Source organism: Streptomyces sp. LS-MS-L19 (assembly GCF_058382285.1).
In genome coordinates, this window is record NZ_JBYCLL010000001.1 from 4,507,746 (window position 1) to 4,534,395 (window position 26,650).

Below are 26,650 nucleotides of genomic sequence, written 5' to 3' on the forward strand. Positions count from 1 at the left end.
CAATTCGGGACGCGGTATTCCACCTGGGGGCGCGGAGAACTGCGCGACCAGCCACAACGAACCCGCACCCGCCGAACCACACGCACCCCACCCCATTAGGCGCCCGGCCCCGAAAGCAACGGCATCGGATCCACCCCCACCGAACCCGGCAAGAACTCCGCGATCGACTCCGGCGTCCACCCGCCGGAGGCATACGCGGCCCGCAACTCCCGAGGCTGCGCCCACACCGCGATCTTCGCCCCCGCCACCGTGTACACCTGCCCGGTGATCTCCCGAGCCCGCGCGGACAGCAGATAGACCACCATCGCGGCCACATCCTCCGGCTCCCCGATCTCCGCCAGATCGAAGGGAACGTTCGCCGACATCCGCGTCCGAGCGACCGGCGCCACCGCGTTCGCGGTCACCCCGTACTTGTGCATCGCGAGCGCCGCGCTGCGCACGAGCGAGATGATCCCCCCTTTCGCGGCACTGTAGTTGGCCTGCGAGAAGGACCCCTGGTGGTTCCCGCTGGTGAATCCGATGAGCGTCCCCGCCCGCTGCTGCCGCATCACCGCGGCGGCCGCCCGGAACACCGTGAACGTCCCCTTCAGATGGGTCGCGACCACCGGGTCCCACTCCTCCTCGGACATGTTGAACAACATCCGCTCACGCAGGATCCCGGCGACGCACACCACCCCGTCGAGCCGCCCGTAGGTCGACAGCGCGGTGTCCACGACCCGCTGTCCGCCCGCCATCGTCGAGATGTCGTCGGCCACGGCGACGGCCTCACCCCCGGCCGCCTCGATCTCCTTCACCACCGCGGAGGCGACCTCGCTCGCGGGGGACGCCCCGTCCACGGAGACGCCGTAGTCGTTGACGACGACCCGCGCGCCCTCGGCCGCCGCGGCCAGGGCCACCGCCCGCCCGATCCCCCGCCCCGCGCCGGTCACGGCGACGACCTTGTCTGCCAAGAAGTTCCCCACGCCCGGCCCCTTCCCGCGGTTTCTGACGGACCGTTAGATTTTATGACCCGTCAGATGTGCGGACACAAGCCCCAGGGAGGGCCCGATGTCACTTCCGGCCGCGTTCCACGACATCGCCAAGCGCGTGAACAACTGGGGGCGTTGGGGCGCCGACGACGAGATCGGCACTCTGAACCTGATCACCGACGAGGTCGTCCGCGAGGCGGCGGCGACCGTCCGCACCGGCCACCGTGTCCCCCTGGCGCTCCCCCTGAAGCAGGACGGTGTGCAGACCGGGATGATGCCGGGCCGGGTCAACCCCCTGCACGCGATGGTGCAGATCAACCAGGAGCTCTTCGGCCCGGGGACGGTCGCGTGCAGCGACGACGCGGTGACCATGGGCCTCCAGGCGGCCACCCACTGGGACGCCCTCACCCACGTCTCGCACTCGGGAATGCTCTACAACGGCCGCCCCGCCGGCACCATCACCCCGCACGGCGGCGCCGAGTTCAGCGGTATCGACAAGGCGCGGTACGTCGTCTCGCGCGGGGTGCTGCTCGACGTGGCCCGCGCGCGGGGCGTGGAGCGGCTCGACGGGGGGCACGCGGTGACGCCGGAGGACCTGGAGGCCGCCGAGGAACTCGCGGGCACGCGCGTGCGTGCCGGTGACGTCGTGCTCGTACGGACCGGGCAGGTCCAGGTGTATCTGGCGGGGGACAAGGAGGCGTACGCCTATCCGTCGCCCGGTCTCTCGGTCCGCACTCCGGAGTGGTTCCACGCGCGCGATGTCGCGGCGGTCGCCAACGACACCCTGACCTTCGAGATCTTCCCGCCCGAGATCGAGGACCTGTGGCTGCCGGTGCACGCGCTGGACCTGGTGGAGATGGGGATGCTCCAGGGGCAGAACTGGAACCTGGAGGAATTGTCCACAGCCTGTGGAGAAGCGGGCCGCTACACGTTCCTGCTGTCGGCGATGCCCGAGCCGTTCGTCGGCGGCACCGGAACACCCGTGGCCCCGGTGGCCGTGCTGTGAGAGGTCGGTCGGCGGCGCGCGCAGGCCCGCCCCGAGCTCGACATCGCGCGCCGCCGTCATCGACTCCCCTGCGCCCTGGGGGAGTCGACACCGCATCACGATCCACTCTCGTCGAGGACCTCCGTCACCGAAGCCCTCGGCGTCCCCTCGCGGCGAATCGCTGACTCCAGCGTGATCAGTCGAACACAAGGCGTCAACACCCGTGAGGTGATTCATCACTTACGTCCTGTTTGCCGCCGCCGCGCACCGATGCACCTCCCGGCGCACCGGCACATCACGAAGGCGGACGGGACCGGTTTCTGCACCCATGCGCCGGGCAGTCACCGCGCCGACCGGGTGCCGCGAGCCACCGCGCCGACCGGGTGCCGCGGACCACCGCGCCGACCGGGTGCCGCGAGCCACCACGCCGACCGGATCCCGGGGCATCACGCCACGCGCCGGTCACACCGCCTCGAACGCCAGCCCCTCATAGGCCGAGGCCGCCTCGATGTCGTAGACCTGCGTGTCCTTCTGCGGCCGCTCGCAGCGGTCGAGTTCGCACCAGATGCTCTTGCCGGCGCCCTCCCGGCTCCAGCCCCAGCGGTCGGCGAGGCCGTCGACCAGGGCGAGGCCGCGGCCGCCGGTCGCGTCGCCGTCCACACACCGCGGCACCGGAGCGCGGCCGCTGCGGTCGGCCACCTCCAGGCGGACGGGGGCCGACTCCGCCTCGGCGCCCGGCAGGGACAGCCGCAGCACGGCGGGCCGGCCGGTGTGCACCACGGCGTTGGTGACCAGTTCGGACACGAGCAGGATCAGGGTCTCGGCGAGCGGCTCGTCGACCCCTATCCCGGATCCGGCGAGCCGTGAGCGGGCCCACCGCCGGGCTCGCCCCACCTCTGCGGGGTCGGGCCGGATCTCCAGCTGCACTTGAAGCACCTGCACCGCTCACACCATCCGAACCGGCGGGCCCATGGCCTCGCGCCTCACGAGGGCCACGATCGTAGCCATTTTTTGCATGGCCAGAACAATGGCCAAAGCCGGGGTCACAGAACGTGAGTCCCTTACGAGACAGCATGGTTGACGTACAGTCACGCCAACAAGCGCTTCGGGCATATTCCAGCGCGAAGGAGTACCCGTGCGGGATACTGTGCGACGCTCGTGGCAGGGAGTCGAACAGGTGGTGGCCACAGGCCCTCCCACCCTGCGAGCAGCGGCGCGCACCGCCGGGTCCGGCGCGGCCCCATCGGCAACACCGGCATGGCTCAGGCTCCGAACCACTCGCATCTCACACAAGGTACCGGAGCAGGACGCCGACTCCAGGACGTGACGAGTCACACATAGGACACAACCCGATATCAACGCTCCGTGATTCCGGTATGCCACAATCCGCGACATCCGCACCGGGCGCCCCGGAGTCGGGGCAGGCCGCGGGCCGCCTCAGGCCAACAGATCGACGGCGAGCGACTCCTCACTCTCCGCACCACCACCGCCCCGCCGGGCGCGCACCCAGGCCCGCTTCAGCAGCAGCTGCACCTCGCACTCCCAGGTGAACCCCATCCCGCCGTGCACCTGGAGACAGTCCCTGGCACCCCGCTCGGCCGCCTCGTCGGCCAGCAGCCGGGCCGCGGCGATGTCCACCGGGTCGGCGGTCACGGCGGCCGCGTACACCGCGGCCCGCGCGGTCTCGGCCCGCACCAGCATGCCCGCACACAGATGCTTGACCGCCTGGAACGCCCCGATCGGCTGCCCGAACTGCTCCCGCGTCCGCGCGTGTTGCACGGCCAGCTCACACGCGCGCGTGGCCGTGCCCAGCTGCTCGGCGGCGGTGAGCAGGACGGCGACGGGATCGACGGCACGCGCGCGTGCGCAGGGCGCCCGGTGCAGCGGGGTGAGCGGGTCCACCGATGTCAGGGCTACGGCCCCGGCGGCCTCCCCCCGGACGACATCGGCCTCCTCCAGCCACTCCACGAACCCCCCGGGATCGACGTCGGCCACGACGACCTCCCCCTCGGCGGCCCCGTCCACGACACCGGCCGCGAGGTGGGTCGCGACGAGGGGCCCCGGCAACAACACCCGCCCGGCCTCCTCGAACACCAACACGGCCTCCGGCAACCCGAGTCCGACCCCACCGTCCGCCTCCGGCACCCGCAGCGAGAAGAACCCGGCGGCCCCGAGCTCCCGCCACAGCCCACGGTCGAGCCCGGAAGCATCCACAGCATCCCGCAGCGCCGCACCATCGAACCGACGGGCAAGCAACCCCCGCACGCCGTCCCGCAACGCCACCTGATCGTCAGTCAGTTGAAACCGCACACCCAGGCTCCTTTTCCACGCTGATCGCGGTGACCTCCCTGGGGGCGCGGGGCTGTGTCGATCTGCGGCTCCGCCGCGTGGGCGCGACCAGCCACAACGCACCCGCACCCGGCCCTCAACCGCTACCGCCCCTTCGGCAGCCCGAGAACCCGCTCGGCCACGATGTTCCGCTGAATCTGCGAAGTCCCCGCAGCGATCGTGTACGACAGCGAGGACAACCGATCCAGCACCCAGGGCCGCTCCAGATCAAGGGAGTCCGCACCCAGGACATCCGCCGCCGCGTCGTACAACTCCTGCCGCGCATGCGAGTACCGGAGCTTGAAGACGGAACCCCCCACCCCCGGCACCCCACCACTCGCCTCCGCCTCACTCACGTTCCACTGCGTGAGCCGCCACAACGCCCGGAACTCCGCGTTGAGCCGCCCCAGCCTCCGCCGCACCGAAGGGTCGTCCCAACACCCGTTGTCCCGGGCCGCCGCGGCAACCGAACGCAGCACCCGCCGGCACGCGACCACCTCCCCCACAAAAGCCGTCCCCCGCTCGAACGACAGCGTCACCATCGTCACGCGCCACCCGTCGTTCTCCGCGCCCACCCGGTTCGCCACCGGCACCCGCACCTCGTCGAGGAACACCTCGGCGAACTCGGTGGACCCGGCCAGCGTCCGCAGCGGCCGCACCTCGACGCCCGCCGCGGACATGGGAAGAGCCAGCCACGTGATCCCGCGATGCTTGGGCGCGGCCGCATCCGTGCGCACCAACAGCTCGCACCAGTCCGCCACTTCGGCGTGCGAGGTCCAGATCTTGGACCCGGTCACCACATAGTCGTCGCCGTCCCTGCGCGCCCGCGTACGCAGGGCGGCGAGGTCGCTGCCGGCGTCCGGTTCGCTGAACCCCTGGCACCAGACCTCGTCGCCGCGCAGGATCGGCGGCAGCCAGCGTTCCCGCTGCTCGGCGGTGCCTTCGGCGGCGATGGTCGGCCCGGCGTGCAGCAGCCCGACGAACCCGGCGCCCACGTAGGGCGCGCCCGCGTTCTCGGTCTCCTCCAGGAAGATCAGCCGGGTGGTGGGAGAGGCGTCCCAGTGCACGTGCGCGTACCCCGCGTCGTAGAGCATGCGCTGCCAGCCGAGGTCGTACGTCCTGCGGCCGGGCCAGTCCCGTGGGGACGGCTTCGGCGGGAGCGTGGGGAGCGCCTTGGCGAGCCACTCCCGCAGCCGCGCCCGGAACTCCTCCTCCTCCGGCGTGTACGCGAGGTCCATGACAGCCGCCCTATCTGATGAACCGTCAGTTCCTGGAAGGCTAAGTCCCGTACCCCTGGACCGACAAGGCGTCCCGCCCTACGCTCTGCGCACGATCTGACTGCCCGTCAGTTCCTTGGAGGGGGCCGCCGTGACCGACACCGCCCACGCGCTCAGCGCGTCCCGCACGCTGTGGGAGCTGGTCGCCCGCCGCGCCGACCTGACCCCCGACCGCCCGGTCCTCCTCCAGGACGACCGCGCGCTCACCTTCGGCGCACTGCGCACCCGGGCCGAGCGGGTGGCGGCCGGCCTGTACGACATGGGCGTACGCCCCGGCACGGTGGTCGCCTGGCAGCTGCCCACCCGGATCGAGACGGCCCTGCTCTCCTTCGCCCTCGCCCGCCTGGGCGCCGTGCAGTCGCCGGTCATCCCCTTCTACCGGGACCGCGAAGTCGGTTTCGCCCTCCGGGAGTCGAAGGCGGAGTTCTTCGCCGTACCGGGCGTCTGGCGCGGCTTCGACCACGCCGAGATGGCACGCCGGCTCGGCGCCAAGGGCATCTTCGAGGCGTACGACGACCTCCCGGACGGCGATCCGGCCGTCCTGCCCGCGCCCCCCGCCGACGGCACCTCGGTCCGCTGGATCTACTGGACCTCGGGGACCACCTCCGACCCCAAGGGCGTGCTGCACACGGACCGTTCGCTGATCGCGGGCGGCTCCTGCCTCGCGCACGCGCTGCGCCTGACCGCGGACGACGTGGGCTCGATGGCCTTCCCGTACGCGCACATCGCGGGCCCGGACTACACCGTGATGCTGCTGCTGTACGGCTTCCCGGCGGTGATGTTCGAGCAGTTCGCGCTGCCGGACGCGCTGGAGGGGTACCGCAGGCACGGGGTGACGGTGGCGGGCGGTTCGACGGCGTTCTACTCGATGTTCCTCACCGAGCAGCGCAAGCGGCCGGAGGAGCGGATCATCCCCACACTGCGCCTGCTCGCCGGGGGCGGGGCGCCCAAGCCGCCCGAGGTCTACCACGCGGTCGTACGGGAGTTGGGGGTGCAGCTCACCCACGGGTACGGCATGACCGAGGTGCCGATGATCACCATGGGGGCGCCCGACGACACGGTGGAGAACCTGGCGACGACCGAGGGGCGGCCGCCGGAGGGGATGTCCGTACGGATCGTGGACGGGGAGGTGCGGCTGAAGGGGGAGGCGGTGTGCCAGGGGTATCTGGATCCGGCGCAGACCGCGGAGGCCTTCGACGAGGAGGGCTATCTGCGCACCGGGGACCTGGGGTTCGTGACGGACAGCGGCCATCTCGTGCTCACCGGACGGCTCAAGGACGTGATCATCCGCAAGGGCGAGAACATCTCGGCCAAGGAGATCGAGGACCTGCTGGCCGCGCATCCGGCCGTCGGGGACGTGGCGGTGATCGGACTGCCGGACGCCGAGCGCGGGGAGCGCGTGTGTGCCGTGGTGGAACAGCCCGCGGGCGCCGAGGAGTTGACCCTGGACGCCGCAGCCGACCATCTGCGTGCGGAAGGGCTGTCGACGCACAAGCTGCCGGAGCAGCTGGAGGTGGTGGACGCCCTGCCGCGCAACGAGACCCTGCGCAAGGTCCTCAAGTACAAGCTCAGGGAGCGCTTCGGGGGCCGGTGAGGTAGCGCCCGTCCGGCGGACCACGCCGGCGCTCGCGGGGCCGGCCGCACCGGTCCCCCGCGTCCTCGTCGGTCGGCGACGCGCGGCGCCCAGGCGCCCGGCAAGGAGGCCCCCCAGCTGGGACACCGCCCGTCCCGGCAAGTGCCCTCCGCAACGACACCGCCCGTCCCGGCAAGTGCCGCCTTGCGGCCGCCCGGCGTACCAGATCCCGCTCAGGCCCGTCAGGGTCGTCCCCGCGGTCGGCCCGATCCGCCGGACAGGCGCTGGCGGGCGCTACTCGGGGACCGTGAAGTAGCGCGCGAAGGCGGGCACGATCTCGGCCTCGCCGACCTTGCCGTCGCCGTCGCCGTCCAGACCGGCGGCGACCGTGTGCGCGAGCTCCTCGGCGACGCCCAGGATCCTGAGCACGCGCGCGGTGTCCTCGACTGTGGCGCGGCCGTCGCCGTCCTGGTCGGCCACGTCGATCGCCGCGTGCAGGAAGGGGCGGGCGATCTCGGCGAACCGGTCCGGGTTGTCGCGCAGCCGCTTGACCGCGCCGTTCACGAACTCGTCCCGGGTGATCCGCTGGTCGCCGTCCCGGTCCGCGATCCCGGCCATGCCCTGCCAGAACGCCTCCGCGCCGGCGTACAGCGCCTGCCCCTTGTCGGAGCGTGCCGTGGTGCCGAACTCCGTGAGCAGCGCCTTGGCCGCCACGTTGAAGTCCTCGCGGTCGATGTAGCCGTTGCCGTCCTGGTCGAAGGTGACGAACCGGCCGGCGATCCGGCGCTCGTACTCGCTGCTGACCATGTCTCTTCGGACCGCCTCACATCACATCGGGTGCGTCTCGCACGGAGCGTACGACGCGCGCGGCACGCCGGGGGCCGGAAGGCGACGCTTGTACCAGGACCGGGGGAATTTCGGGACAACGGTGTGGCAGAGGCGGGGCCTATGCGGACAGTGGTCCCGCCTCCTCGTCGGTCGCCGAGTCCAGGTCCGGATGGACCTCGAACAGCCGGCGGACCCCCAGCGCCCCGAGGACGCGGTTGACGTGGGACCCGTCGGCGGCGCCCTGGGCCGGCAGTATCAGGCGCAGTTCGCCCTGGCAGGAGCGGATCAGCCGACGGGAGGCGATGAGCACGCCGACACCGCTGGAGTCGCAGAAATACACCTCGGACAGATCGAGGACGAGACGGTGACGGCCCTCGGCCACCACGTCGTGGACGTGCTGGCGGAGCACCGGTGAGGTCACCAGGTCCAGCTCGCCCGACACCCGGAGCACGGCCCAGTCGGCCTGCTCGTCGCCGGTCACCTTGAACGCCACCACCATGCCCTTCATTCGCCGGTAAGCAACCGGAAGCCTTCCCTACGCTTCCTTGGAGCGCGGCTGCCCAGCGGCCGTTCCCTGAAACACAGACCGAGAAACGGAAATCGTTCGAAAGAGGCTTGTTTTAGTCGGCTTCGATCCTGTTCGATCGGGTCTGATCAGAGAGCGAAGGGGTAGGCAAGGTCCACTACCACTCACGGCCCCTCGGGGGGCGCGCATTGGAACAAAGGGGCGTGCGCCGTCGGGGGTGCCGACTACATTCGAGGAGACGGTGGGCTCAGGCTTGACTCGGACACTTCCAGGGCGAGGGGGCCGTATGGCGAAGAAGGACGCACCGCCCCGCTGGGACCGCAAGATGCAGCAGCGGCTCGCACGCGGTGAGGCGGCCGCCCTCGGCGAGCTCTACGACCGTTTCGCTTCACTTGTGCACGGTCTCGCCCACCGCGTGCTCGAAGACGAGCGCGCCGCCGACGGCATCACCCGGGACGTCTTCGCCCACGTCTGGGAGCACCCCGAGACCTACGACCCCAAACAGGGCCCGCTGCGCTCCTGGGTCGCCGGACTGACCCACCGCCTGGCCGTGCAGCGGCTGCGCGCCACCGAGACCGCCGCGCTCACCCGGGGCGGTGAGGGCGCGGTCGCCGACACCGAGGAGCTGGAGCGCAAGGTGCACCGCGCCTCCGTCGCCGCCCGCGCCGACTACATCGTCCAGGCCATGCCCACCCCGCTGCGGGCCGCCCTGGAGCTGGCCTACTTCCAGCGCCGCGACTACCGCCAGGCCGCCGCCGACCTCAGCATCACCGAGGACGAGGCCCGCCGCCGCCTCCGCCTGGGCCTCCAACTCCTGTCGACCGCCCACGACTCCGGAGCGCCGGGGGCGCCGCCGGGATACGGAGGCGCGGCGTGAGCGACCGTTTCGAGGCGTACGACGAGCACGGCGAGGGACCCGAGGACGGCTCCGGCGACGCGGCCGAGGAGCGCAGCACGTCCCGGGGCCGCCCGGAAGAGCCCGAGAAGCACGAGGACCACGAGCTCAGCGGAGCCACCGGAGACGGCTCCGGCGACGGCACGGACGGCGGCGACGGCTCCTCCGACCGGCCCGACCAGCCGCCCCGCATACCGCTGCCCCGCGCCTCCGTCGAGGACACCGGTCGTCCGCTGCCCGAGCTGGACGAACTGCCCCGGCCCGCACCCCTCGTGCTGGAGCACCAGGTGCTGAAGTCACTGCTCGGGGCCTGGGCACTGGCCGCGTGTTCGGCGGAGGAGACGGCCGCCGTGGAGGACCACCTCGGCGACTGCGGCACCTGCGCCGAGGAGGCACTGCGGCTGCGCGGGGCCGTCGGGCTGCTCCAGCGCCCGGAGAGCCTCGACCTGGACCCCGGTCTGCGCACCCGCGTCCTCGACGGCTGCCTCGACCGGCGCCCGCCGCGCATCCCGATCCCGAAGTGGGCCACGCCGTACGACGCCGAGACCGCCCGTCTCGACGCCCTGCTCCAGGACTTCGGCGACGCCGAGTGGCACGCCCCGGTGCGGCTGCGCTGGTTCGACGCCGACGAGGCCACGAGCCGCCGTACGACGGTCGCCGGGGTCATAGCCCACCTGCTGTCGGTCGACGGCCTCGTCGCGGTCGCACTGGGCCTGGACGACCCCATGGGCGAGGTCCCCGCGGACACGCCCACCCCGGCCGGCCGCACCGAGGCGTACTGGCGCGCGTCGCACTTCCCGCCGACCCGCTCCGTGCGCACCCCCTGGCGCGAGCAGAGCCACGACCTCGTGCGCACGGTGTCCTTCACCGGCGGCACCTCCGGCGGACTCACCGTGCCCTACGGCGACTTCGACCTCCCCCTCCACGACGCGATGCTGGACCGCGCCTTCGAGTGCTGGGTGCACGCGGAGGACATCGCGGAGGCGGTCGACTACCCGTACGAACCCCCGTCCCCCCGCCACCTCAACAAGATGATCGACCTGGGGGTGCGGATGCTGCCGGCGGTCCTGGCGGAACGGCGCCGGAAGGGCCTGGCGTCACCTGGCCCAGGGCGGCACCTGGTCCCGGCGGGGGATCCCGGCCGCACCCTGCGGCTGGAGATCGAGGGCCATGGCGGCGGAGAGTGGCTGATCCCGCTCGACTCCCCCGCGGCGGTGGGTTCGGCGGAGCACGAGGTGGCCCATGTCGCCCTGGACGGCGTGGAGTTCTGCCAGCTGGCGGCGGGACATGTGCCTCCGGCGGAGGCGGCGGCGGGGCAACGGGGTGACCGTGAGGCGATCAGGGACGTCCTGTTCGCGGCGGCGAGCCTGAGCCGGATGTAGGGGCCGGTTGCGGTTTCGTCGGCGGCTGCGGGTGAGTGGGGGCTGGTCGCGCAGTTCCCCGCGCCCCTTGAGTACGTGCAGTGGACGTGCCTTCAGGGGCGCGGGGAACTGCGCGAGCAACCACGAACCACCCGCAGCCGCCCCACGACAGCCGGCCCCGAGCTCTTAGGCGAACACGACCGTCCGCCGCCCGTTCAGCAGAATCCGCCGCTCCGCATGCCACTTCACGGCCCGCGCCAGCGCCTGGCACTCCACGTCCCGCCCGATCGCCACCAGCTGGTCCGGCGTGACGTCGTGGCCCACCCGCTCGACCTCCTGCTCGATGATCGGCCCCTCGTCGAGGTCGGCGGTCACATAGTGCGCCGTCGCCCCGATCAGCTTCACACCCCGCGCATGAGCCTGGTGATACGGCTTCGCACCCTTGAAGCTCGGCAGGAACGAGTGGTGGATGTTGATGATCCGGCCGCTCAGCTGCTTGCACAGGTCGTCCGACAGGACCTGCATGTACCGGGCGAGCACGACCAGCTCGACGTCCTGCTCCCGCACCAGCTCGAGCAGTCGAGCCTCCGCCTCGGCCTTGTTCTCCCGCGTCACCGGAATGTGGTGGAAGGGAATGTCGTACGACCCCACGAGCTCCGCGAAGTCGGTGTGGTTGGAGACCACGGCGGCGATCTCGACCGGCAGGGCTCCGATGCGCGCGCGGAACAGCAGGTCGTTCAGGCAGTGCCCGAACTTGCTGACCATGAGCACGACCCGCATCTTGTCCTCGGCCCGGTTGATCTGCCAGTCCATGTGGAAGGAGTCACCGATCGCCGCGAAGGACGCGCGCAGCTTGTCCACGGTCACCGGCGCCTCCGCCGAGAAGTGGACGCGCATGAAGAACAGTCCCGTGTCGTGGTCGCCGAACTGCTGGCTGTCCTCGATGTTGCAGCCGGTCATGAAGAGGTAGCTCGACACGGCGTGCACGATGCCCTGCTTGTCGGGGCAGGACAGGGTCAGGACGTACTGCTCGGCCGGGGCCTCGGCTCGGGTGGACTGCGCGTTCATGCTGGACAGGGTCGCATATCCGCCGTTCCGGCAGACACCGCGTCCGTCACGCGGACCGGGTCATGATCTGGAGCACCTGGAGCGTGCGCGGCGGTGCGTCCGGGTCCTCCCCGTCGGCCATCGCCATCCGCACGTGCGCGTCCCGCGCCGCCCGCACCGCGTCCGGCCAGCCCGGGTTCTCCATGTACACGGAGACGGGGGCGTCCGGACCGACCTGGTGCATGATCCGCAGGACGCGCAGGACGGCGGTGTCGACGAGGGCCGCCTCCTGGGAGTCCCGGAAGATCGTGCCGACGTACTTCTCGGCGGACCAGTTGTCGAGCCAGGTGTCCTCGACGAGGCGGTACACGGCGTCGGTGACGTCCCCGTACCCCTCGACGCCGGTCAGCCAGACGTTCTGCTGGAACGCGGGGTCGGAGAGCATGTGCAGCGCGGAGCGCACATTGCTGCGCCAGCGCCACCACGGCATGTCGTTCAGTGGCATGCCGCCCATGGTGGAGGAGCGACGGCCGCGACGGGAAGAGTTCTCCGAACCTTGCACGGTCACCGATCGTACGTTCTCGCCCGAACCTGCCCCACAGGCCCCCGCTGTTCACCTTTACGTCACCGTTCGTTGACCGAGGGTCACTCCCGAGTTGGGAGTGTGACGGAAGCGTGTGGGTCCATGACCGGTAGGCGACGCATCCGCAGCACCTTCCTCCCCCGGCACCACCGGCCCGTCAGACCCATCGCCCTCGCGGCGGGGGCGGTGGCGGTGTGTGCCGCACTCGCCACCGGCTGCGGGGTCGTCCCCGGTACCACGGGGGGTTCCGGGGACGACCCGATCAAGGTCATGACCTGGGCCCCCTCGGGCACCGAGGCGACCAACAAGCCCGGCATGCCCGCCTTCGCGCAGGCCTACGCCCGCTGGGTCAACGCCTCGGGCGGCATCAACGGCCGCAAGCTCACCGTCCTGACCTGCAACGAGAACAACGACGGCGTGTCCGCGGCGAAGTGCGCCCGGCGCGCGGTCAAGGAGAACGTCGTCGCGGTCGTCGGCTCCTACAGCCAGTACGGCGACTCCTTCTTCCCGCCCCTGGAGGGCGCGGGCATCCCCTACATCGGCGGCTACGGCGTCACCAACGCCGAGTTCACCAGCCCGCTCTCCTACCCCGTCAACGGCGGCCAGCCCACCCTGCTGGCCGGTCTCGGCAAGGAGCTCGCCAGGGACTGCGGCAACGTCACCCTCGTACGGCCCGACACCATCGCGGGCGACGAGCTGCCCGTGCTGCTGGACTCCGGGCTGACCAGCGGCGGGCACCGGGCCGCGAGCGACGTGCGGGCGGCGGACGACGCCAACGAGTACTCGGCGCAGTCCACGACGGCGCTGGACGGCGCGACGTCCGGCACCGCGGTCTCGGGCGGCTCGGGGGCCCGTCCGGTGAAGGAGGGGTGTGTGGTGCCCGCGCTCGGCGACCGGACCAGCACCTTCATGGACTCCTTCCGACGGGCCCGCGCCGAGTACCCGCGGGTGCGCACGGCCGTGGCGATGGGCAGCGTCGACCAGACGGAGATCGACGCGTCCGGCGGGGCCTCGGGGCCCTACGAGGGGTCGTACATCACGGGCTGGTACCCGGTGGAGAGCGACGCCCGCTGGGACGCGATGAAGAAGGTCATCAGCAAGGAGGCCTTCGGCGACAACCGCATCGACTCGGCGGACGCGGGCGTGCAGACCACCTGGATCGCCTACACGGTGTTCAGGAAGGCCGTCGAGTCGCTCGGCGGCGGTGAGGTGACCGCCGACAGCGTGCGGGGCGCCCTCAACGACGGCCTCAAGATCCCGACCGGCGGGCTGACGCCGACCCTGGAGTGGCCCCGGGACACCTGGAGCTCCACGAACCACCTCGCCTCCGTGGGCTTCCCACGCATGGTCAACGCCAACGTGACCCTGCAGGTGGTCCGCCAGGGCCAGCTCGTCGCGGCCCGCAAGGGCTTCACCGACGTGACGCAGACCCTCCAGCACGCCGACATCGACTGAGGCGACCGAAGCGACCGACGGGCGGGGGTGCGGAAGGCGCCCCCGCCCGTCGCCTCACAGCTGGGTCGCCGAGCGCTCCGTCAGGCTGTACTTCTTCGCGATGGCGTTCCACAGCCGGGCCGCCCTGGCCTTCTCGGTGCTGGCGGTGCCACTGTCCCGGTTGCCGGCCGCGGTCTGGGGCGTGGTGCGGGCCTGGCCCTTCTTGCAGCCCTTCTTGCCGGCCGCCTGGTCGGCCCAGGCCGCGTAGTGGTTGTCGGCGGACGCGGACGCCTGCCAGGCCTTGGTGAGGGCGTCGGTCAGTTCGGCGTGGTTCGGCAACCGGTCGACCGGGACGCCCTGGAGCCGGGTCACCAGTCCGGTGCGCTGACTCGCCGCCGCCCGCAGGTCCTGGGCGGCCTGCGGAAGGTTCTTGCAGGACTTCACGTCGGCGACCGCGTTGATCACCGAGGAACGGCTGTTGCCGCTGTCGGCGAGCAGCTTGTCCAGCTCGACGGCCTGCGCCTTGGCCGGGTCCGCGGCCGGCGCGGAAGACGCGTCAGTCGCCGGGGCCGTCGCCGACACGGTCTGGTTCTTGTCGCCCCCGTCGCCGCCTCCGCCGCCGGCGAGCAGTGCGCCCGCGCCGATGCCGAGCACGACGATCCCGATGCCCACGGCGGCGATCACCGGCACCCGCGACCGCCCACGGCCACCCCGGCCGTCGTCGTAGCCGTCACCGCCCGGCGGGACGTACGGCGGCTGCTGGGCGCCGTACGACGGCTGCGGGCCCCCGTAGGCGGGAGGCGCGGCCTCGGGCTGGGCGAAGCGCGGCATCTGCTGGGTGGACGCGGCACCGGCGTCCGTGCCCTGGCCGCGGAAGAGGTTGTCGAAGTCGGAGGGCGGCTGCCGGTCACCGCCGGGGGCCTGACCGGGCACGGGCGCGATGAACTGGGTGGCCTCGGCGTCGGGACCGGTCGGCGCGGTGGGCGGGAGCGGACCGGCACCGGGGGCCTGCGCGCCGTACGCGGCCTGCGGGTGCTGCGGGGCCTGCCCCGGGAAGTGCCCCGCCTCGGGCGGGAGGGCGCCGGGGCGGACGGGCGGGAGGTACTGGGTGGCGCCCTCGTGAGCCGCGGCCTGCACCGGCGGGATGAACTGCGTGGCGCCCTCGTCGACGGGCGGCAGCGGCGCGGAGGCGGGCGTACCGGAGGCCGGGGGGAGGGGCTGGCCGACGGGCGGGAGGTAGTAGGACGTCGGCTCGTCGGTGTCGTAGCCCGGAGCGGGCTGTGCGGGCTGCTGCGGCGCGGGAGCGGCGCCGGGGGCCTCGTAGGGCGCTACCTGGCCCTGCTGCGGGGGCAGCGGCTGGGACTGCGCTGCGGGCGCCGAGGGGAGGGGCTGGCCGACCGGCGGAAGGTAGTAGGAGGTCGGCTCGTCGGTGTCGTAGCCCGGCGCGGACTGCTGCGGGGGCAGCGGCTGGGACTGCGGTATGCCGCCGGGCTGTTGCGGGGTGCCCCAGGTCTGGGCGGTCGGCTGTGACCAGTCCTGGGCGGGCGGCTGGGCCTGGCCCTGCTGCTGGTCGGGGCCCCACGGGGTGCCCCAGGCCTGACCGCCGGGCGGCTGGGCGTACGCCGGGCCGCCGGACGGCCTGCCGTACGCCGCGTCGGGCGCCGGACCGGACGGGTCCGCCTGCGCGGAGCCGCCGTACTCGTTCTGCGCGGAGCCCCCGTACCCGCCCTGTTGCGGGGCGCCGTAGCCGCCCTGCGGCGGGGTGCCGTAGCCGGGTTGCGGGGTGCCGTAGCCGCCCGTCTGTCCCGGCAGCAGGGGTTCCCCGCCGTCGGAGGGCAGCACGATGCCTTCGCGCGCTTCGCGCGCCGAGGGCTGCTCGCCCTGTCCACTCTGCGTCACCGGGACTCCTACTTATGGGGGAACTTCGGAATCGTCGGCTCACGCTACCGGGTCCTCCGAGCCCGGTGCCACGTAGCACAGGCCGTGACCTGCGCCCCTGTGACGGCGGTAACAGATCCCGGGAGATCCCGTGACAGTTCCGGGCTCGCGACCGCTGTATGTCCCCCTCGTTCACGTCCTCCCTTACGCGGCCGCCTGAAGGTCGAGCCGGGCCCCGAACTCCCTGACCACGGCCTCGTCCCGGAACGGCTCCAGGCGCTGCTGGAAGTCGTCGAGGTACTCCGCGCCCCGGTTGGAGCGGACCGTCTCCAGCAACTCCACCGCCTTGAGGCCGGTGTTGCAGGCCTGCTCGATCTCGCGCTGCTGCACCTGCGCGGTGGCGAGCAGGACGTAACCGATCGCCCTGCGGCGCGCCTTGTTCTCCGGGAGCCCGTCCAGGGACTCCTGCGCGCAGCGCGCCGCCGCGTCGGCCTGGCCGAGGTCACGGTGACAGTGCGCCAACTCGTCGGCCAGATAGGCCTCGTCGAAGTGCGCGATCCACGCCGGGTCGTCGCCGGAGGAAGGGTCCGCCGCCTCCAGCGCGCTCACGGCCCGCCCGGACGCCGCCTGGGCGGCCCGCGCATCGCCCATGAGCGCGTGCCCGCGGGCCTCCGCCGCGTGGAACATCGCCTCCGCGCGCGGTGTCACCCGGCCCCGCGCCCCTTCCTGCGCTGCCCGCGCCAACTGCGCGATCTCACGCGGGTTCCCGAGCTGCGCGGCGAGATGGCTCATGGACGCGGCGAGCACATAGCCGCCGTACCCGCGGTCGCCGGCCGCCTGCGCGAGCCGCAGCGCCTGGATGTAGTACCGCTGGGCCAGGCCCGGTTGCCCGGTGTCGATCGCCATGTACCCGGCGAGCTCGGTCAGTCGGGCCACCGCGGCGAACAGATCCCGCCCGACGGCCTCCCGGTACGACCCCGCGAGCAGCCCGGAGACCACGCTGTTGAGGTAGTGCACGACGACCGGGCGCACATGTCCGCTGCCGTACTGGTGGTCGAGGTCGACCAGTGCCTGGGTCATCGCGCGCACGGCCGCCACGTCGGACTGGCCCACGCGCGGGCCCGCCTGGCGTGCCACCTGTGAGTCGGGCGAGGAGATCAGCCAGTCCCGGCTGGGCTCGACCAGCGCGGACGCGGCGACCGAGGAGCCGGACAGGAAGTCCCGGCGGCCCACGTCACTGCGCCACAGCTCACACACCTGCTCGATGGCGCCCAGTACCGTCGGCGAGAACTGGAGGCCGACCCCGGAGGCGAGGTTCTTGCCGTTGGCCATGCCGATCTCGTCGATCGTGACTGTCCGGCCGAGCTTGCGCCCGAGCGCCTCCGCGATGATCGCGGGTGCCCTGCCCCGGGGTTGCTGTCCCCGTAGCCAACGGGCCACGGAAGTCTTGTCGTAGCGCAGGTCGAGGCCGTGCTCGGCGCCGCACATGTTGACCCGGCGGGCGAGCCCGGCGTTCGAGCACCCCGCCTCCTGGATGAGCGCCTGCAGCCGTTCGTTCGGCTGTCGCGCGACGAGTGGCCTTGCGGCCATGGCGTACCCCCTGTGGCTGCGGTGCCTGCCCACGCACCGAGTTGACGTGTCTTCCACTCCCGGACCTCGTCGGTGTGAACGAAAAGATCCGGCCGTGAAGATCAATGCCCCGCGGAGACAGCTAAAATGCGAGGCATGCGAGGATTGCCGGGGTAAAGGCAGAAGCCTGCCCCTCTCGTGGCTACCCAGCTCACGCCCCGGTTCCTCCCGCGCGCCCCCACACGTGCATCCATGCGCCCCAGATGCCGAATCAATGCTCCTCCCCCGCGCGCGCTACAGCCGTAACCCGAGGTGGGCGCGGGAGTTGTGTTGAGCGTGGAAGAGACGATCGCGGGCCCCGAGGCCGCTCAGATTCCGAAGCAGCGCGGGGAATCGCTGCTGGAGACAGCCGTACGATACGCCGAGGAGCGCCACTGGGACGTCTTCCCCGGGACCTGGCTGGAAGCCGTCGACGGGGTGCAGCGGTGCTCCTGCGGTGACACCGCGTGCGCCGCGCCGGGGGCGCATCCCTCTCGGGAGGACTGGGCGACGCAGGCCACGGGCAGTGCGACCGTCGCGCGCCGGATGTGGCAGAAGCAGCCGACGGCGTCGATCCTGCTGCCGACCGGCCGGACCTTCGATGCGATCTCCGTCCCGGAGACCGCGGGATTCCTGGCGCTCGCCCGCATGGAGCGGATGGAGTTGACGCTGGGGCCGGTGACGTTGACGCCGGATCGCCGGATGCAGTTCTTCGTGCTGCCGGGCGCGTCGGTGAAGGTGCCGGACCTGGTGCGGAAGCTCGGCTGGGCGCCGTCGTCCCTTGATCTGGTCGCGCTCGGGGAGGGGGCGTACGTTGCGGCGCCGCCTACCCGGTTCGGGTCGTCCGGGGCCGTGCAGTGGGCCTGTCGTCCGACGCCCGCCAACCGTTGGCTGCCGGACGCGGAGGAGTTGATCTCGCCGCTCGCCTATGCGTGCGGTCGGGACAGGTGAGACACACCTCTAGGGTTGGCGTTCATGACGTCGGCTGTGAGTGTGCGGGGGCTCTGGAAGCGGTTCGGGCAGCAGGTGGCCGTTGCCGGGATTGACCTGGAGCTGCCTGCCGGGAAGTTCATCGGGCTCGTCGGGCCCAACGGAGCCGGGAAGACCACCACTCTCTCCATGGTGACCGGGCTGCTGCGGCCCGATCAGGGGTCCGTCTCCGTCGTCGGCCACGACGTGTGGCAGGACCCGGTGGCGGTGAAGGCCAGAATCGGGGTGCTGCCCGAAGGACTGCGGCTGTTCGAGCGGCTCTCCGGACGGGAACTGCTCGCCTACTCCGGGCGGTTGCGGGGGCTGCCCGGGGCCGAGGTCGACCGGCGGGCCTCCCAACTGCTCGACGTGCTGGATCTCGCGGGGGCCCAGCACAAGCTGGTCGTCGACTACTCGACCGGGATGCGGAAGAAGATCGGGCTCGCGACCGCCCTGCTCCACAATCCCGAAGTGCTCTTCCTCGACGAGCCGTTCGAGGGAGTCGACCCGGTCTCCGCGCAGACCATCCGGGGCGTGCTGGAGCGGTACACCGGCTCCGGCGCCACCGTCGTCTTCTCCTCGCACGTGATGGAGCTCGTGGAGTCCCTGTGCGACTGGGTGGCCGTCATGGCCGCCGGCCGCATCCGCGCCCACGGCACGCTCGACGAGGTGCGGGGTTCGGCCCCCTCGTTGCAGAAGGCGTTCCTCGAACTCGTCGGCGCGCAGGGGCGGGACACCGGGTCCGATCTCGACTGGCTGGGCGGCGGGGCCCGATGACGACCGACATCACCCCGGTCGTCGTACGGCTGAAGCTGTCGCTGCTCAGGAACGGTCTGCGGCAGTCCGGTGGGCGGCGGGCCGCGTACATCGGCTCGGCCGTCGCCGTGCTGCTCTTCTCCGCCCTCCAGCTGATCGGGCTGGTCGTGCTGCGCGGCAACGAGCACGCGGAGGCCGTCGTCGTCCCCCTGGTCGCCGTCCTCGCGGTCGGCTGGGCCGTCATGCCGCTGTTCTTCCCCGGCGGCGACGAGACCCTCGACCCCACCCGGCTGGTGATGCTGCCGCTGCGGCCCCGGCCCCTGGTGCGGGCACTGCTGGTGGCCTCCCTGGTCGGCATCGGGCCGGTGTTCACCCTCTGCATGCTCGTCGGGTCCGTCGTCGCCGTCGCGCACGGGGTGGTGGCGTACGTCATCTCCGTGGTCGCCGTGCTGCTCGCGCTGCTGGTGTGCGTGGCCCTCGCGCGGGCGGTCGCGGTGGCCAACCTCCGGCTGCTGAGCAGTCGCAGGGGCCGTGATCTGGCGGTGCTGAGCGGACTGGTCATCGCCGTCGGGGCGCAGGTGGTGAACTTCGGTGCGCAGCGGCTAGGCGAGGGTGGTCTCGGGCAGCTGGACGGGCCGGCCGGGGTGCTGGAGTGGATCCCGCCCGCCTCCGCGATCGGGGCGGTCGACTCGGCGAGCGAGGGGTCGTACGGCATCGCCGTCCTGCAACTCGCCTTGTCCGTGGTCGCGTTGGCCGGTCTGCTCGCCCTCTGGTCGCGTCATCTCACCCGGCTGATGACCTCGCCCGACGGCTCCACGCTGCCGTCCGTCCAGGGGGCGGCCCGGGAGCGGACCTCGACCGGGCTCGCGCGGCTGCTGCCCGGCGGCCGCACCGGCACCGTGATGGAGCGCAGTCTGCGCTATGTGTGGCGCGACCCCAAGACGAAGGCCGCGTGGGTGACCTCGCTGGCCATCGGTCTGATCGTGCCGGTGTTCAACGCGGTGCAGGGCACCGGGTCGATCTACTTCTCCTGCTTCGCCGCCGGGATGCTCGGTGTGCAGATGTACAACCAGTTCGGGCAGGACACCTCCGCGTTCTGGATGGTCGCGCTGACCATCTCCTCCACGCGGGACGCCTATGTCGAACTCCGCGCGCGTGCGCTGGCGTTGCTGGTCATCACCCTGCCGTACGCCACGCTCGTCACCGTGGTGACGACCGCGCTGATCGGCGACTGGCCGAAGCTGCCCGAGGTGCTCGGCATGTCCTTCGCGCTGCTCGGGGCGATGCTGGCGACCGGGGCGTGGACGTCGGCGCGCTTCCCGTACTCGATTCCGCAGGAGGGCCACAAGAACGTGGCCCCGGGGCAGGCGGGGCTCGCCGCGGCCGCCATCGTCGGCGGGATGGTCTCGGCCGCGCTGCTGTGCGCTCCGGTGATCGCCCTGGCGGTCTGGGCCAACGTCAGCGCGGGCGGCGACAAGTGGAGCTGGGTGCTGCTTCCGGTGGGCGCGGTCTACGGGGCCGTGATCACCCTCGCGGGGCTGCGGCTGGCGGCACCGCGGACGGCCCGGCTGCTGCCGGAGATCCTGACGGCAGTCAGCAAGGGCTGACGGATCGTCGGGGCGGCCGGGGTCGGTGTCGGACCCCCTGTCTAGAGTGAACTGTGCGACTCCTGTGGGGTGTGGACCGGGAAGGTCGCTACGGGGACCAGGGGATCGCAGGACCAAGGGGATCGCGGGACCAGGGGATCAGGGGCAAGGGGGCTTATTCATGAACGGTGTTCGAAGATCCGTCGGGGCGGGGCTGTGCGGGGCGGTACTGACCGCGTCGGTCCTGCTCGCGCCTTCGGCCGGGGCCGCTCCGGTGCACACCGGGGCGTCTCCGGTGCAGGCCGGGGAGACTCCGGCGAAGGCCGGCACAGGGGTGGTCCGCGCTCGACCGGGCGCTGACAGGGTCGAGTTGAGCAACGGCGACCGTGTCGGCCTGGTCGGCGGCCGGAACCTGCGCATCACCGCCGCGGACCGCGCGGAGCGGACCCGCTACTCGGTCGCGTCGCTCGACGGCCGGCTCACCGTGCGGCCCAGCGCCGAGCGTGCGGCGGACCGGGAGCCGGCGAGCCTCGCGCTGAAGCCGGCCACCGCCACCGCTTCGACGACCACGACCACGGCCGCCGCCGCGGGGACGTACTCCGTCAAGCTGACGATCACGCACGCGGACTACGTGGCGAGCAAGCTGTTCTACGTCTGGAACCGCACGAACTGGACCTCGTACCCGGTCAACAGCGACGGGGGCGGGCCGACGTCGAGCGTCAAGCTGCCCCCGGGCGACTACTTCGCGGTGGCGCTGCACTCCGACTTCCTCCAGCCGAGCTATCTGCTCGCGCAGTCCTTCACGGTCAGCTCGGCAGCGAAGACGGTGAGCTTCGACCAGCGGGCGGCCAAGGAGACCGGCATCCGCACCGACGACACCACCGCCACCCGGCAGTCGGCCGCGGTCTGGCTGAGCATGCCGGGCGGCGACCTGGCGGGCTTCGCGGGTGACGCCGACGCCAAGGTGTACGTCACGCCGTTCACCATGCCGGGCGTCTCCCTGCGCATCCACGACGTGCTGGCGAAGAAGGGCTCCTCGGCGAACGTCCCGAGCCCCTACCGCTACGACCTCACCCACAGCTTCACCACCACCGTGCCGACCTCACCGGTCAAGAAGGTCACCCAGGCCTCCCTGGCCAGGACGGTCACCAAGATCGGCGCCCCGGGCACCCGCACGACCGCCTTCCTCCAGTCGGTGCCCGACTTCGGCGAGTGGACCGGCGTCTACGTCGGCAACGCGGTGCCGGTGGCCGGTTCGGTCACCGAGTACGTCACCCCGGGCGTCGAGTACGGCCGGATCCTGGACTACGGCACCTTCGACCAGTACCTCAACCTGGCGCCCCGCACCCTGTCCGCCGGCACCGGCGCGGGCGAGACGCTGGGCGCGGCCCCGCTCCAGCCCGTCCTCGGCGAGGGCACCGGCTCGGAGCTCTACAACCACCGGCTCTACCTGGACGAGGGCAGCGCCTTCGGTGACGCCGACGGGCACCAGGGGACCGACGGCCGCGCACGCTCCTCGTACCGGGTGACCGGCGCGGACGGCGTCGTCTACGCCGACGGTTCCGGCATCGACGCGTACCACTCGCTGACCTCCTCGGCGCTGCCGGTGCGGGAGCAGTCGTACACCCTGGAGCAGTCCACGCACCGCCGGGTGCCGTACGCGCGGCTGGCCACGGACGTGCGCACCACCTGGACGTTCCGCGCGAGCAGCACCTCCGCGGGGGTCGCCGGGCGGGTGCTGCCGCTGATCGACGCGCCGGTGAAGGTCTCGGGCCTCGACGGCTCGGGCCGGGCCGCCGCCGGGACCGTGCGGGTCACCGCGACCGCGGCCACCCGCAACGCCGACGCCGACAGCGCGCACACGCGCGTGACCGGCCTCGCCGCCTCCACCGACGGCGGCACCACCTGGACCGACCTGCCGCTCGCGGCGGACGGTTCGGCGCAGTACACCGTCCCGGCCGACGCCGCCTACGTCACCCTGCGCGTCACCGCCGTCGACGACCTGGGCGGCAGCCTCAGCCGCACCCTCGTGCGGGCCTTCGCCGGACCCGCCCGGCCGGGCGACGAGACGGCCGGCTCGACCCGGATCTCCGACGTCGTCGTCAACGGCGGCAAGCCGGTCCGGCTCCACGACCAGCCGCTCCAGGAGTTCACGGCGAAGTTCACCGCCACCGACCCGTCCGGCATCGCGGGCGGCGACCTGTACCTCTACAAGGGGTCCTACGACGCCCCGAGCGCGGTCCTCTACGGCAGCTGGCCCGCGTCCTGCACCAGGGTCGACGCGACGACGGCGACCTGCACGGCGCAGTTCGCCTACATCCAGCCCCGCTGGAACTTCGGGCGCAACGCGCTGGCCGGCACCTGGAACACGGCCGCCTGGGCCGAGTCCGCGGACGGCAGCGGGTTCACCGACCGGCACGCGGTGCGGTCGGTGCCGGTGCTGCGGGACGCGGCCCTCACGGTCAACGCCTCGCCCGAGCCGATCGCCAGGAACAAGACCCTCACCGTGACCGGGAAGCTGTCCCGGGCCGACTGGGAGACCCTCGGCGGCTTCCACGGGTACGCGGGTCAGAAGGTCCGGCTCCAGTTCCGCAAGAAGGGCGCGAGCACGTACACGACCGTGAAGACGGTCACGACGAACAGCACCGGGAACCTGAAGACCACGGTCAAGGCGACCACCGACGGCTACTGGCGCTACTCCTTCGCGGGCAGTGTCACCACCGCGACCGCCACGGCCGGCGGTGACTACGTCGACGTGCGCTGACCGCGTCCGGCCCCCGGTGGACCCGATCCGCCGGGGGCCGGTCCGTCGCGAGGCGAGGAGCCTCAGTCGGTGTCGGTGGGCTCCAGGTCGCCCAGGCCGTCCAGGAAGGGCTCTATGGCGGCCCGCCAGGCCTCCGGCTGGTCGTAGTGGACGAGGTGGCCCGCTTCGGCGACCTCGGCGTACTGGCCGCGGGGCAGCACGCGGACCATCTCCTGGGCCTCGGCGCGGCCCAGCTCGCCGTCGAGGCCGCGGACGACCAGGGCGGGGCACCTGACCTGGGTGAGTTCCTCCCAGTGGGCGTCGTAGACCCAGGTCTCACGGGACTGGAGCATCTGCTCGGGCTCGAAGACGGGACGCCAGCCGTCAGGGGACTCGGCCATCACCTCGGCGTAGAACTCACCGCGCGCCGGGTTGGGCCGCTCCACCCAGGGGTCGTCCTCGCCGAACCACTTGCGGACGTCGGCGAGGGTGGCGAAGGGGACCGGCCAGGTCCTGAACCACTCGCCCCACTCCCGCTGCGAGGCGGCGCCGAGGGCGGAGGCCCGCATGTCGCAGATGATCACCCCGCGGACCAGGTCGGGGCGCCGGGCGGCGAGCTGCCAGGCGGTCAGGGCGCCCATCGCGTGGCCGATGAGGACGACGGGGGCCAGGTCCAGCTGTTCGAGGGCGGCTTCGGCGTCCTCGACGTACGCGTCACGGGTGAAGGCGGCCCGAGGGGGCTTGTCGCTCTGGCCGTGACCGCGCTGGTCGAGCGCGACGGCCCGGTACCGCTCGGAGAGCCAGCGGGCGGTGGACGCCCAGTGCGAGGCACGGCCCATCAGGCCGTGGAGTAAGAGCACCCCGGGTGATCGTTTCTCCGGGGGGTCGGTGGCGTGCGTGGCCGGGTCCGCCGGGTCGGTCTTGGGAGGATCGCCGAACTCCCAGGCCGCGAGACGTACGCCGCCCGCCCCGGTCACGTCGATGCGCCGCGCCATTGGCACCCCCCTGGCCCCCCTGACTGATGTGCCTGCCGTGCTTGCCCTGTCCGCCGCTTTCTCGTCGCCCATCCCTGCAGCGCACGTCCCCCGCGCCCCGTCACACCCAGACTATCGAATGCGTATTCGAAAATGGGTTCTCGCGCGGCAACACCCCTCGTTCGAGTGACCGCACTCAAGGAATGATCGCCGCCGCCGAGGGGAGATCTTCAGCGGGAGGCGGACCGCTCGGGGAAATCGGTCCGAGGGGAATGACCCTGGGAGCTCGGGGCTCCGGGTCAGCACAGGGGAGGACAGGCCCCGGCGCCGAAAGGTGCCGGGGCCATCCACACGTCTACGGCACATCCGCCCGCCCCCTCAGGTCATATGCCTCACGCGACAGCCTCGCACGGGAAGCGTCGAAGCGCTGCGATTCCGCACCGCGAATCTCGGATTCGACGGAGCCGGAACCGCCGCGACCGCCTCACCGGTTCCGGCCGCGGAGAACCGGCGCCACCCCCTCGCGGCGCCGCTCAGCGCTTGGCCACGAACACATGCGAGGCGACGTCCGACTCCAGCTCGGCCGCCTCACCGCCACTGCCCACCAGCACCCCGCCGGCCGACTCCGTCACGCTCACCACCGAACCGGGCTGCACACCCGCGCGGCGCAGCGTGTACATCAGCTGCGCGTCCGTCTGGATCGGCTCGCCGATACGGCGTACGACGACCGTCTTGCCGTCGAGACCCGGGTCCAGCTCGGCCAGCGACACCATGCCCTCGTCCAGGAAGGGGTCGGCGCCGTCCTTCTCGCCCAGCTCCTCCAGGCCCGGGATCGGGTTGCCGTACGGCGACTCGGTCGGGTGGCGCAGCAGCTCCAGCACCCGACGCTCCACCGCCTCGCTCATCACGTGCTCCCAGCGACACGCCTCCGCGTGGACCTGCTCCCACTCCAGGCCGATCACGTCGACCAGCAGACACTCGGCGAGGCGGTGCTTGCGCATGACGCGCGTGGCCAGCCGACGGCCCTCGTCCGTCAGCTCCAGGTGCCGGTCGGTGGCGACGGACACCAAGCCGTCACGCTCCATCCGCGCCACGGTCTGGCTGACCGTGGGTCCGCTCTGGTCCAGCCGCTCGGCGATCCGGGCGCGCATGGGGACCACACCTTCCTCCTCCAGCTCGAGGATGGTGCGGAGATACATCTCCGTGGTGTCGATCAGTCCGGACATACGTGCCCCTTGATGAGATCTGCCGGAAGCACGACAGCTTCCCGGCGCGTGCGCTGGCCCTGGCGTCAATTCTGCCGGATACCACTGACAAGCGTGCCGCGCCGGTGTAACCGAGCGGTGACGAGCAGGCTCGCGACCGTATTGACATCCCAGTGGTCCAGACCGCACGGTGATCCGCGACATAGCGACGAAGGGTTGATGACGCATGGGCGAGACGGGCTCCACGCGCGCTGACGGCAAGCTGTCCGGGCAGTTCCTCGACGCCGCGATCGGGCTCCTGGAACGGGTCCGGGACGAGGAGGGCGAGTCCGTCGCGGCGGCCGGTGAACTGCTCGCCGACACCGTCGCCGCCGGGGGCCGCCTCTTCGCCTTCGGCGCCGGACACTCCTCGCTCGCCGCGCAGGACCTCGTCTACCGGGCCGGCGGACTGGCCCTCATGAACCTGCTGACCGTGCCGGGGGTCGTGGGCGTCGACGTCAGGCCCGCGACCCTGGGCTCCGCCCTGGAGCGGGTGGACGGCCTCGCGAGCGCGGTCCTGAGCTGCTCCCCGCTCCGCGCGGGCGACGCCCTGGTGATCATCTCCCTGTCCGGCCGCAACGCGCTCCCCGTCGAGATGGCCCTGACCGCGCGCGGCCTCGGCGTCAAGGTCATCGGCGTCACGTCGGTCGCCTACACGACCGCGACCAAGCCCCGCCACAGCTCGGGCACCTTCCTCAAGGACCACTGCGACGTCGTCCTCGACTCCAAGATCTCCGTCGGCGACGCGGAACTCACCCTGGACACCGTCCCGGCACCCTTCGCCCCGGCCTCCACGGTGGTGACCTCGGCCCTGCTCCAGGCAGTCATGGCCACAGCGGCCGGCGCCCTCGCGTCCCGCGGCATCCAACCGCCCCTCCTGCGCTCGGGCAACGTGGACGGCGGCCTGGAGTGGAACGACCGGGTCTTCGAGGAGTACGGGGACCGGATCTTCTACCGGCACTGAAGGGTGCGCCGGACGGACTCCGGGTGAGCGGCCGTGGGCGAGCGGAGTTACCGCCATGTCGGACCGGCCGAGCTGAAGACCGCGGTCCGGCCTGGCGACGGCGGGTGCCGGATCAGCTCGGCG

The 26,650-nt window shown here is 72.1% G+C and carries 22 protein-coding genes; 10 read left to right on the forward strand and 12 right to left on the reverse strand.

Annotation, left to right across the window (positions count from 1 at the left end; genetic code table 11):
- Positions 1 to 95: 95 nt before the first annotated feature.
- Entirely contained in the window at positions 96 to 962 is an 867-nt protein-coding gene (locus AC2XR2_RS20060) for an SDR family oxidoreductase (RefSeq protein WP_491515892.1), read from the reverse strand.
- Between the two features lie 85 nt (positions 963 to 1,047).
- Between AC2XR2_RS20060 and AC2XR2_RS20065 the strand changes: the two genes are divergently transcribed.
- On the forward strand, positions 1,048 to 1,974 hold the full coding sequence (locus AC2XR2_RS20065) for a cyclase family protein (protein WP_381300913.1): 927 nt from the start codon (positions 1,048 to 1,050) through the stop codon (positions 1,972 to 1,974).
- A 441-nt stretch (positions 1,975 to 2,415) separates the two neighbouring features.
- Here the strand turns inward: AC2XR2_RS20065 and AC2XR2_RS20070 are convergent, their stop codons facing one another.
- From AC2XR2_RS20070 to AC2XR2_RS20080, 3 genes are all read right to left on the reverse strand, one after another.
- Entirely contained in the window at positions 2,416 to 2,880 is a 465-nt protein-coding gene (locus AC2XR2_RS20070; RefSeq protein ID WP_491518468.1) for an ATP-binding protein, read from the reverse strand.
- A 510-nt stretch (positions 2,881 to 3,390) separates the two neighbouring features.
- Positions 3,391 to 4,263: an acyl-CoA dehydrogenase family protein gene (locus AC2XR2_RS20075; protein ID WP_491515893.1), complete on the reverse strand. Its 873-nt coding sequence runs from the start codon at positions 4,261 to 4,263 to the stop codon at positions 3,391 to 3,393.
- 122 nt (positions 4,264 to 4,385) lie between these two features.
- A complete protein-coding gene (locus AC2XR2_RS20080; protein WP_491515894.1) occupies positions 4,386 to 5,519 on the reverse strand; it encodes an acyl-CoA dehydrogenase family protein in 1,134 nt (377 codons plus the stop codon).
- Between the two features lie 130 nt (positions 5,520 to 5,649).
- Between AC2XR2_RS20080 and AC2XR2_RS20085 the strand changes: the two genes are divergently transcribed.
- A complete protein-coding gene (locus AC2XR2_RS20085; protein WP_491515895.1) occupies positions 5,650 to 7,152 on the forward strand; it encodes a class I adenylate-forming enzyme family protein in 1,503 nt (500 codons plus the stop codon).
- Positions 7,153 to 7,425: 273 nt separating this feature from the next.
- On the opposite strand, the gene AC2XR2_RS20090 is transcribed toward AC2XR2_RS20085, so the two are convergent.
- On the reverse strand, positions 7,426 to 7,938 hold the full coding sequence (locus AC2XR2_RS20090; RefSeq protein ID WP_381300921.1) for an EF-hand domain-containing protein: 513 nt from the start codon (positions 7,936 to 7,938) through the stop codon (positions 7,426 to 7,428).
- Positions 7,939 to 8,077: 139 nt separating this feature from the next.
- On the reverse strand, positions 8,078 to 8,458 hold the full coding sequence (locus AC2XR2_RS20095; protein ID WP_330266171.1) for an STAS domain-containing protein: 381 nt from the start codon (positions 8,456 to 8,458) through the stop codon (positions 8,078 to 8,080).
- Between the two features lie 313 nt (positions 8,459 to 8,771).
- Here AC2XR2_RS20095 and AC2XR2_RS20100 point away from each other — a divergent pair, with 313 nt between their 5' ends.
- Positions 8,772 to 9,362 (forward strand): sigma factor, encoded by a 591-nt coding sequence (locus tag AC2XR2_RS20100; protein ID WP_381300923.1) that lies wholly within the window; start codon positions 8,772 to 8,774, stop codon positions 9,360 to 9,362.
- Entirely contained in the window at positions 9,359 to 10,762 is a 1,404-nt protein-coding gene (locus tag AC2XR2_RS20105; protein WP_491515896.1) for an MDMPI N domain containing protein, read from the forward strand. Before AC2XR2_RS20100 ends, AC2XR2_RS20105 begins: the two co-directional genes overlap by 4 nt.
- Positions 10,763 to 10,927: 165 nt before the next feature.
- Here AC2XR2_RS20105 and purU read toward each other — a convergent pair whose 3' ends face one another.
- Together purU and AC2XR2_RS20115 are read right to left on the reverse strand one after the other, a co-directional pair.
- Positions 10,928 to 11,809, reverse strand: coding sequence for a formyltetrahydrofolate deformylase (gene purU, locus AC2XR2_RS20110; protein ID WP_330266168.1), 882 nt, complete (start codon positions 11,807 to 11,809; stop codon positions 10,928 to 10,930).
- A 46-nt stretch (positions 11,810 to 11,855) separates the two neighbouring features.
- On the reverse strand, positions 11,856 to 12,356 hold the full coding sequence (locus AC2XR2_RS20115) for an SCO4402 family protein (protein ID WP_123761481.1): 501 nt from the start codon (positions 12,354 to 12,356) through the stop codon (positions 11,856 to 11,858).
- A 117-nt stretch (positions 12,357 to 12,473) separates the two neighbouring features.
- Between AC2XR2_RS20115 and AC2XR2_RS20120 the strand changes: the two genes are divergently transcribed.
- The gene (locus AC2XR2_RS20120) at positions 12,474 to 13,826 is read left to right on the forward strand and encodes an ABC transporter substrate-binding protein (RefSeq protein ID WP_491515897.1); all 1,353 of its coding nucleotides are present in this window, start codon (positions 12,474 to 12,476) and stop codon (positions 13,824 to 13,826) included.
- A gap of 54 nt (positions 13,827 to 13,880) precedes the next feature.
- Here AC2XR2_RS20120 and AC2XR2_RS20125 read toward each other — a convergent pair whose 3' ends face one another.
- Entirely contained in the window at positions 13,881 to 15,704 is a 1,824-nt protein-coding gene (locus tag AC2XR2_RS20125; protein WP_491515898.1) for a hypothetical protein, read from the reverse strand.
- A gap of 183 nt (positions 15,705 to 15,887) precedes the next feature.
- Positions 15,888 to 17,273 (reverse strand): NsdA family TPR-like regulatory protein, encoded by a 1,386-nt coding sequence (locus tag AC2XR2_RS20130; RefSeq protein ID WP_330266165.1) that lies wholly within the window; start codon positions 17,271 to 17,273, stop codon positions 15,888 to 15,890.
- 306 nt (positions 17,274 to 17,579) lie between these two features.
- On the opposite strand from AC2XR2_RS20130, the gene AC2XR2_RS20135 reads away from it, so the two are divergent.
- The 4 genes from AC2XR2_RS20135 to AC2XR2_RS20150 all read left to right on the forward strand — a co-directional run bounded on the left by AC2XR2_RS20135 (position 17,580) and on the right by AC2XR2_RS20150 (position 23,366).
- Positions 17,580 to 18,242: a bifunctional DNA primase/polymerase gene (locus AC2XR2_RS20135; RefSeq protein WP_330266164.1), complete on the forward strand. Its 663-nt coding sequence runs from the start codon at positions 17,580 to 17,582 to the stop codon at positions 18,240 to 18,242.
- Between the two features lie 24 nt (positions 18,243 to 18,266).
- The gene (locus AC2XR2_RS20140; protein WP_330266163.1) at positions 18,267 to 19,037 is read left to right on the forward strand and encodes an ABC transporter ATP-binding protein; all 771 of its coding nucleotides are present in this window, start codon (positions 18,267 to 18,269) and stop codon (positions 19,035 to 19,037) included.
- A complete protein-coding gene (locus AC2XR2_RS20145; RefSeq protein ID WP_491515899.1) occupies positions 19,034 to 20,623 on the forward strand; it encodes a transporter in 1,590 nt (529 codons plus the stop codon). The genes AC2XR2_RS20140 and AC2XR2_RS20145 overlap by 4 nt, the downstream gene beginning before the upstream one ends.
- 160 nt (positions 20,624 to 20,783) lie before the next feature.
- The gene (locus AC2XR2_RS20150; protein WP_491515900.1) at positions 20,784 to 23,366 is read left to right on the forward strand and encodes a hypothetical protein; all 2,583 of its coding nucleotides are present in this window, start codon (positions 20,784 to 20,786) and stop codon (positions 23,364 to 23,366) included.
- 62 nt (positions 23,367 to 23,428) lie between these two features.
- Here the strand turns inward: AC2XR2_RS20150 and AC2XR2_RS20155 are convergent, their stop codons facing one another.
- Entirely contained in the window at positions 23,429 to 24,340 is a 912-nt protein-coding gene (locus AC2XR2_RS20155) for an alpha/beta fold hydrolase (protein ID WP_449353581.1), read from the reverse strand.
- Between the two features lie 512 nt (positions 24,341 to 24,852).
- On the reverse strand, positions 24,853 to 25,545 hold the full coding sequence (locus AC2XR2_RS20160; RefSeq protein ID WP_330266159.1) for an iron-dependent transcriptional repressor DtxR: 693 nt from the start codon (positions 25,543 to 25,545) through the stop codon (positions 24,853 to 24,855).
- Positions 25,546 to 25,750: 205 nt separating this feature from the next.
- Between AC2XR2_RS20160 and AC2XR2_RS20165 the strand changes: the two genes are divergently transcribed.
- Complete coding sequence (locus AC2XR2_RS20165) at positions 25,751 to 26,527, forward strand: SIS domain-containing protein (protein ID WP_449353580.1); 777 nt, start codon at positions 25,751 to 25,753, stop codon at positions 26,525 to 26,527.
- Positions 26,528 to 26,650: the final 123 nt, after the last annotated feature.

Coding starts and splice junctions, on each gene's coding strand:
- AC2XR2_RS20150 (WP_491515900.1), top strand. CDS start 20,784: ATGAACGGTGTTCGAAGATCCGTCGGGGCGGGGCTGTGCGGGGCGGTA.
- purU (WP_330266168.1), bottom strand. CDS start 11,809: ATGAACGCGCAGTCCACCCGAGCCGAGGCCCCGGCCGAGCAGTACGTC.
- AC2XR2_RS20140 (WP_330266163.1), top strand. CDS start 18,267: ATGACGTCGGCTGTGAGTGTGCGGGGGCTCTGGAAGCGGTTCGGGCAG.
- AC2XR2_RS20160 (WP_330266159.1), bottom strand. CDS start 25,545: ATGTCCGGACTGATCGACACCACGGAGATGTATCTCCGCACCATCCTC.
- AC2XR2_RS20145 (WP_491515899.1), top strand. CDS start 19,034: ATGACGACCGACATCACCCCGGTCGTCGTACGGCTGAAGCTGTCGCTG.
- AC2XR2_RS20120 (WP_491515897.1), top strand. CDS start 12,474: ATGACCGGTAGGCGACGCATCCGCAGCACCTTCCTCCCCCGGCACCAC.
- AC2XR2_RS20155 (WP_449353581.1), bottom strand. CDS start 24,340: ATGGCGCGGCGCATCGACGTGACCGGGGCGGGCGGCGTACGTCTCGCG.
- AC2XR2_RS20065 (WP_381300913.1), top strand. CDS start 1,048: ATGTCACTTCCGGCCGCGTTCCACGACATCGCCAAGCGCGTGAACAAC.
- AC2XR2_RS20165 (WP_449353580.1), top strand. CDS start 25,751: ATGGGCGAGACGGGCTCCACGCGCGCTGACGGCAAGCTGTCCGGGCAG.
- AC2XR2_RS20130 (WP_330266165.1), bottom strand. CDS start 17,273: ATGGCCGCAAGGCCACTCGTCGCGCGACAGCCGAACGAACGGCTGCAG.
- AC2XR2_RS20095 (WP_330266171.1), bottom strand. CDS start 8,458: ATGGTGGTGGCGTTCAAGGTGACCGGCGACGAGCAGGCCGACTGGGCC.
- AC2XR2_RS20080 (WP_491515894.1), bottom strand. CDS start 5,519: ATGGACCTCGCGTACACGCCGGAGGAGGAGGAGTTCCGGGCGCGGCTG.
- AC2XR2_RS20100 (WP_381300923.1), top strand. CDS start 8,772: ATGGCGAAGAAGGACGCACCGCCCCGCTGGGACCGCAAGATGCAGCAG.
- AC2XR2_RS20090 (WP_381300921.1), bottom strand. CDS start 7,938: ATGGTCAGCAGCGAGTACGAGCGCCGGATCGCCGGCCGGTTCGTCACC.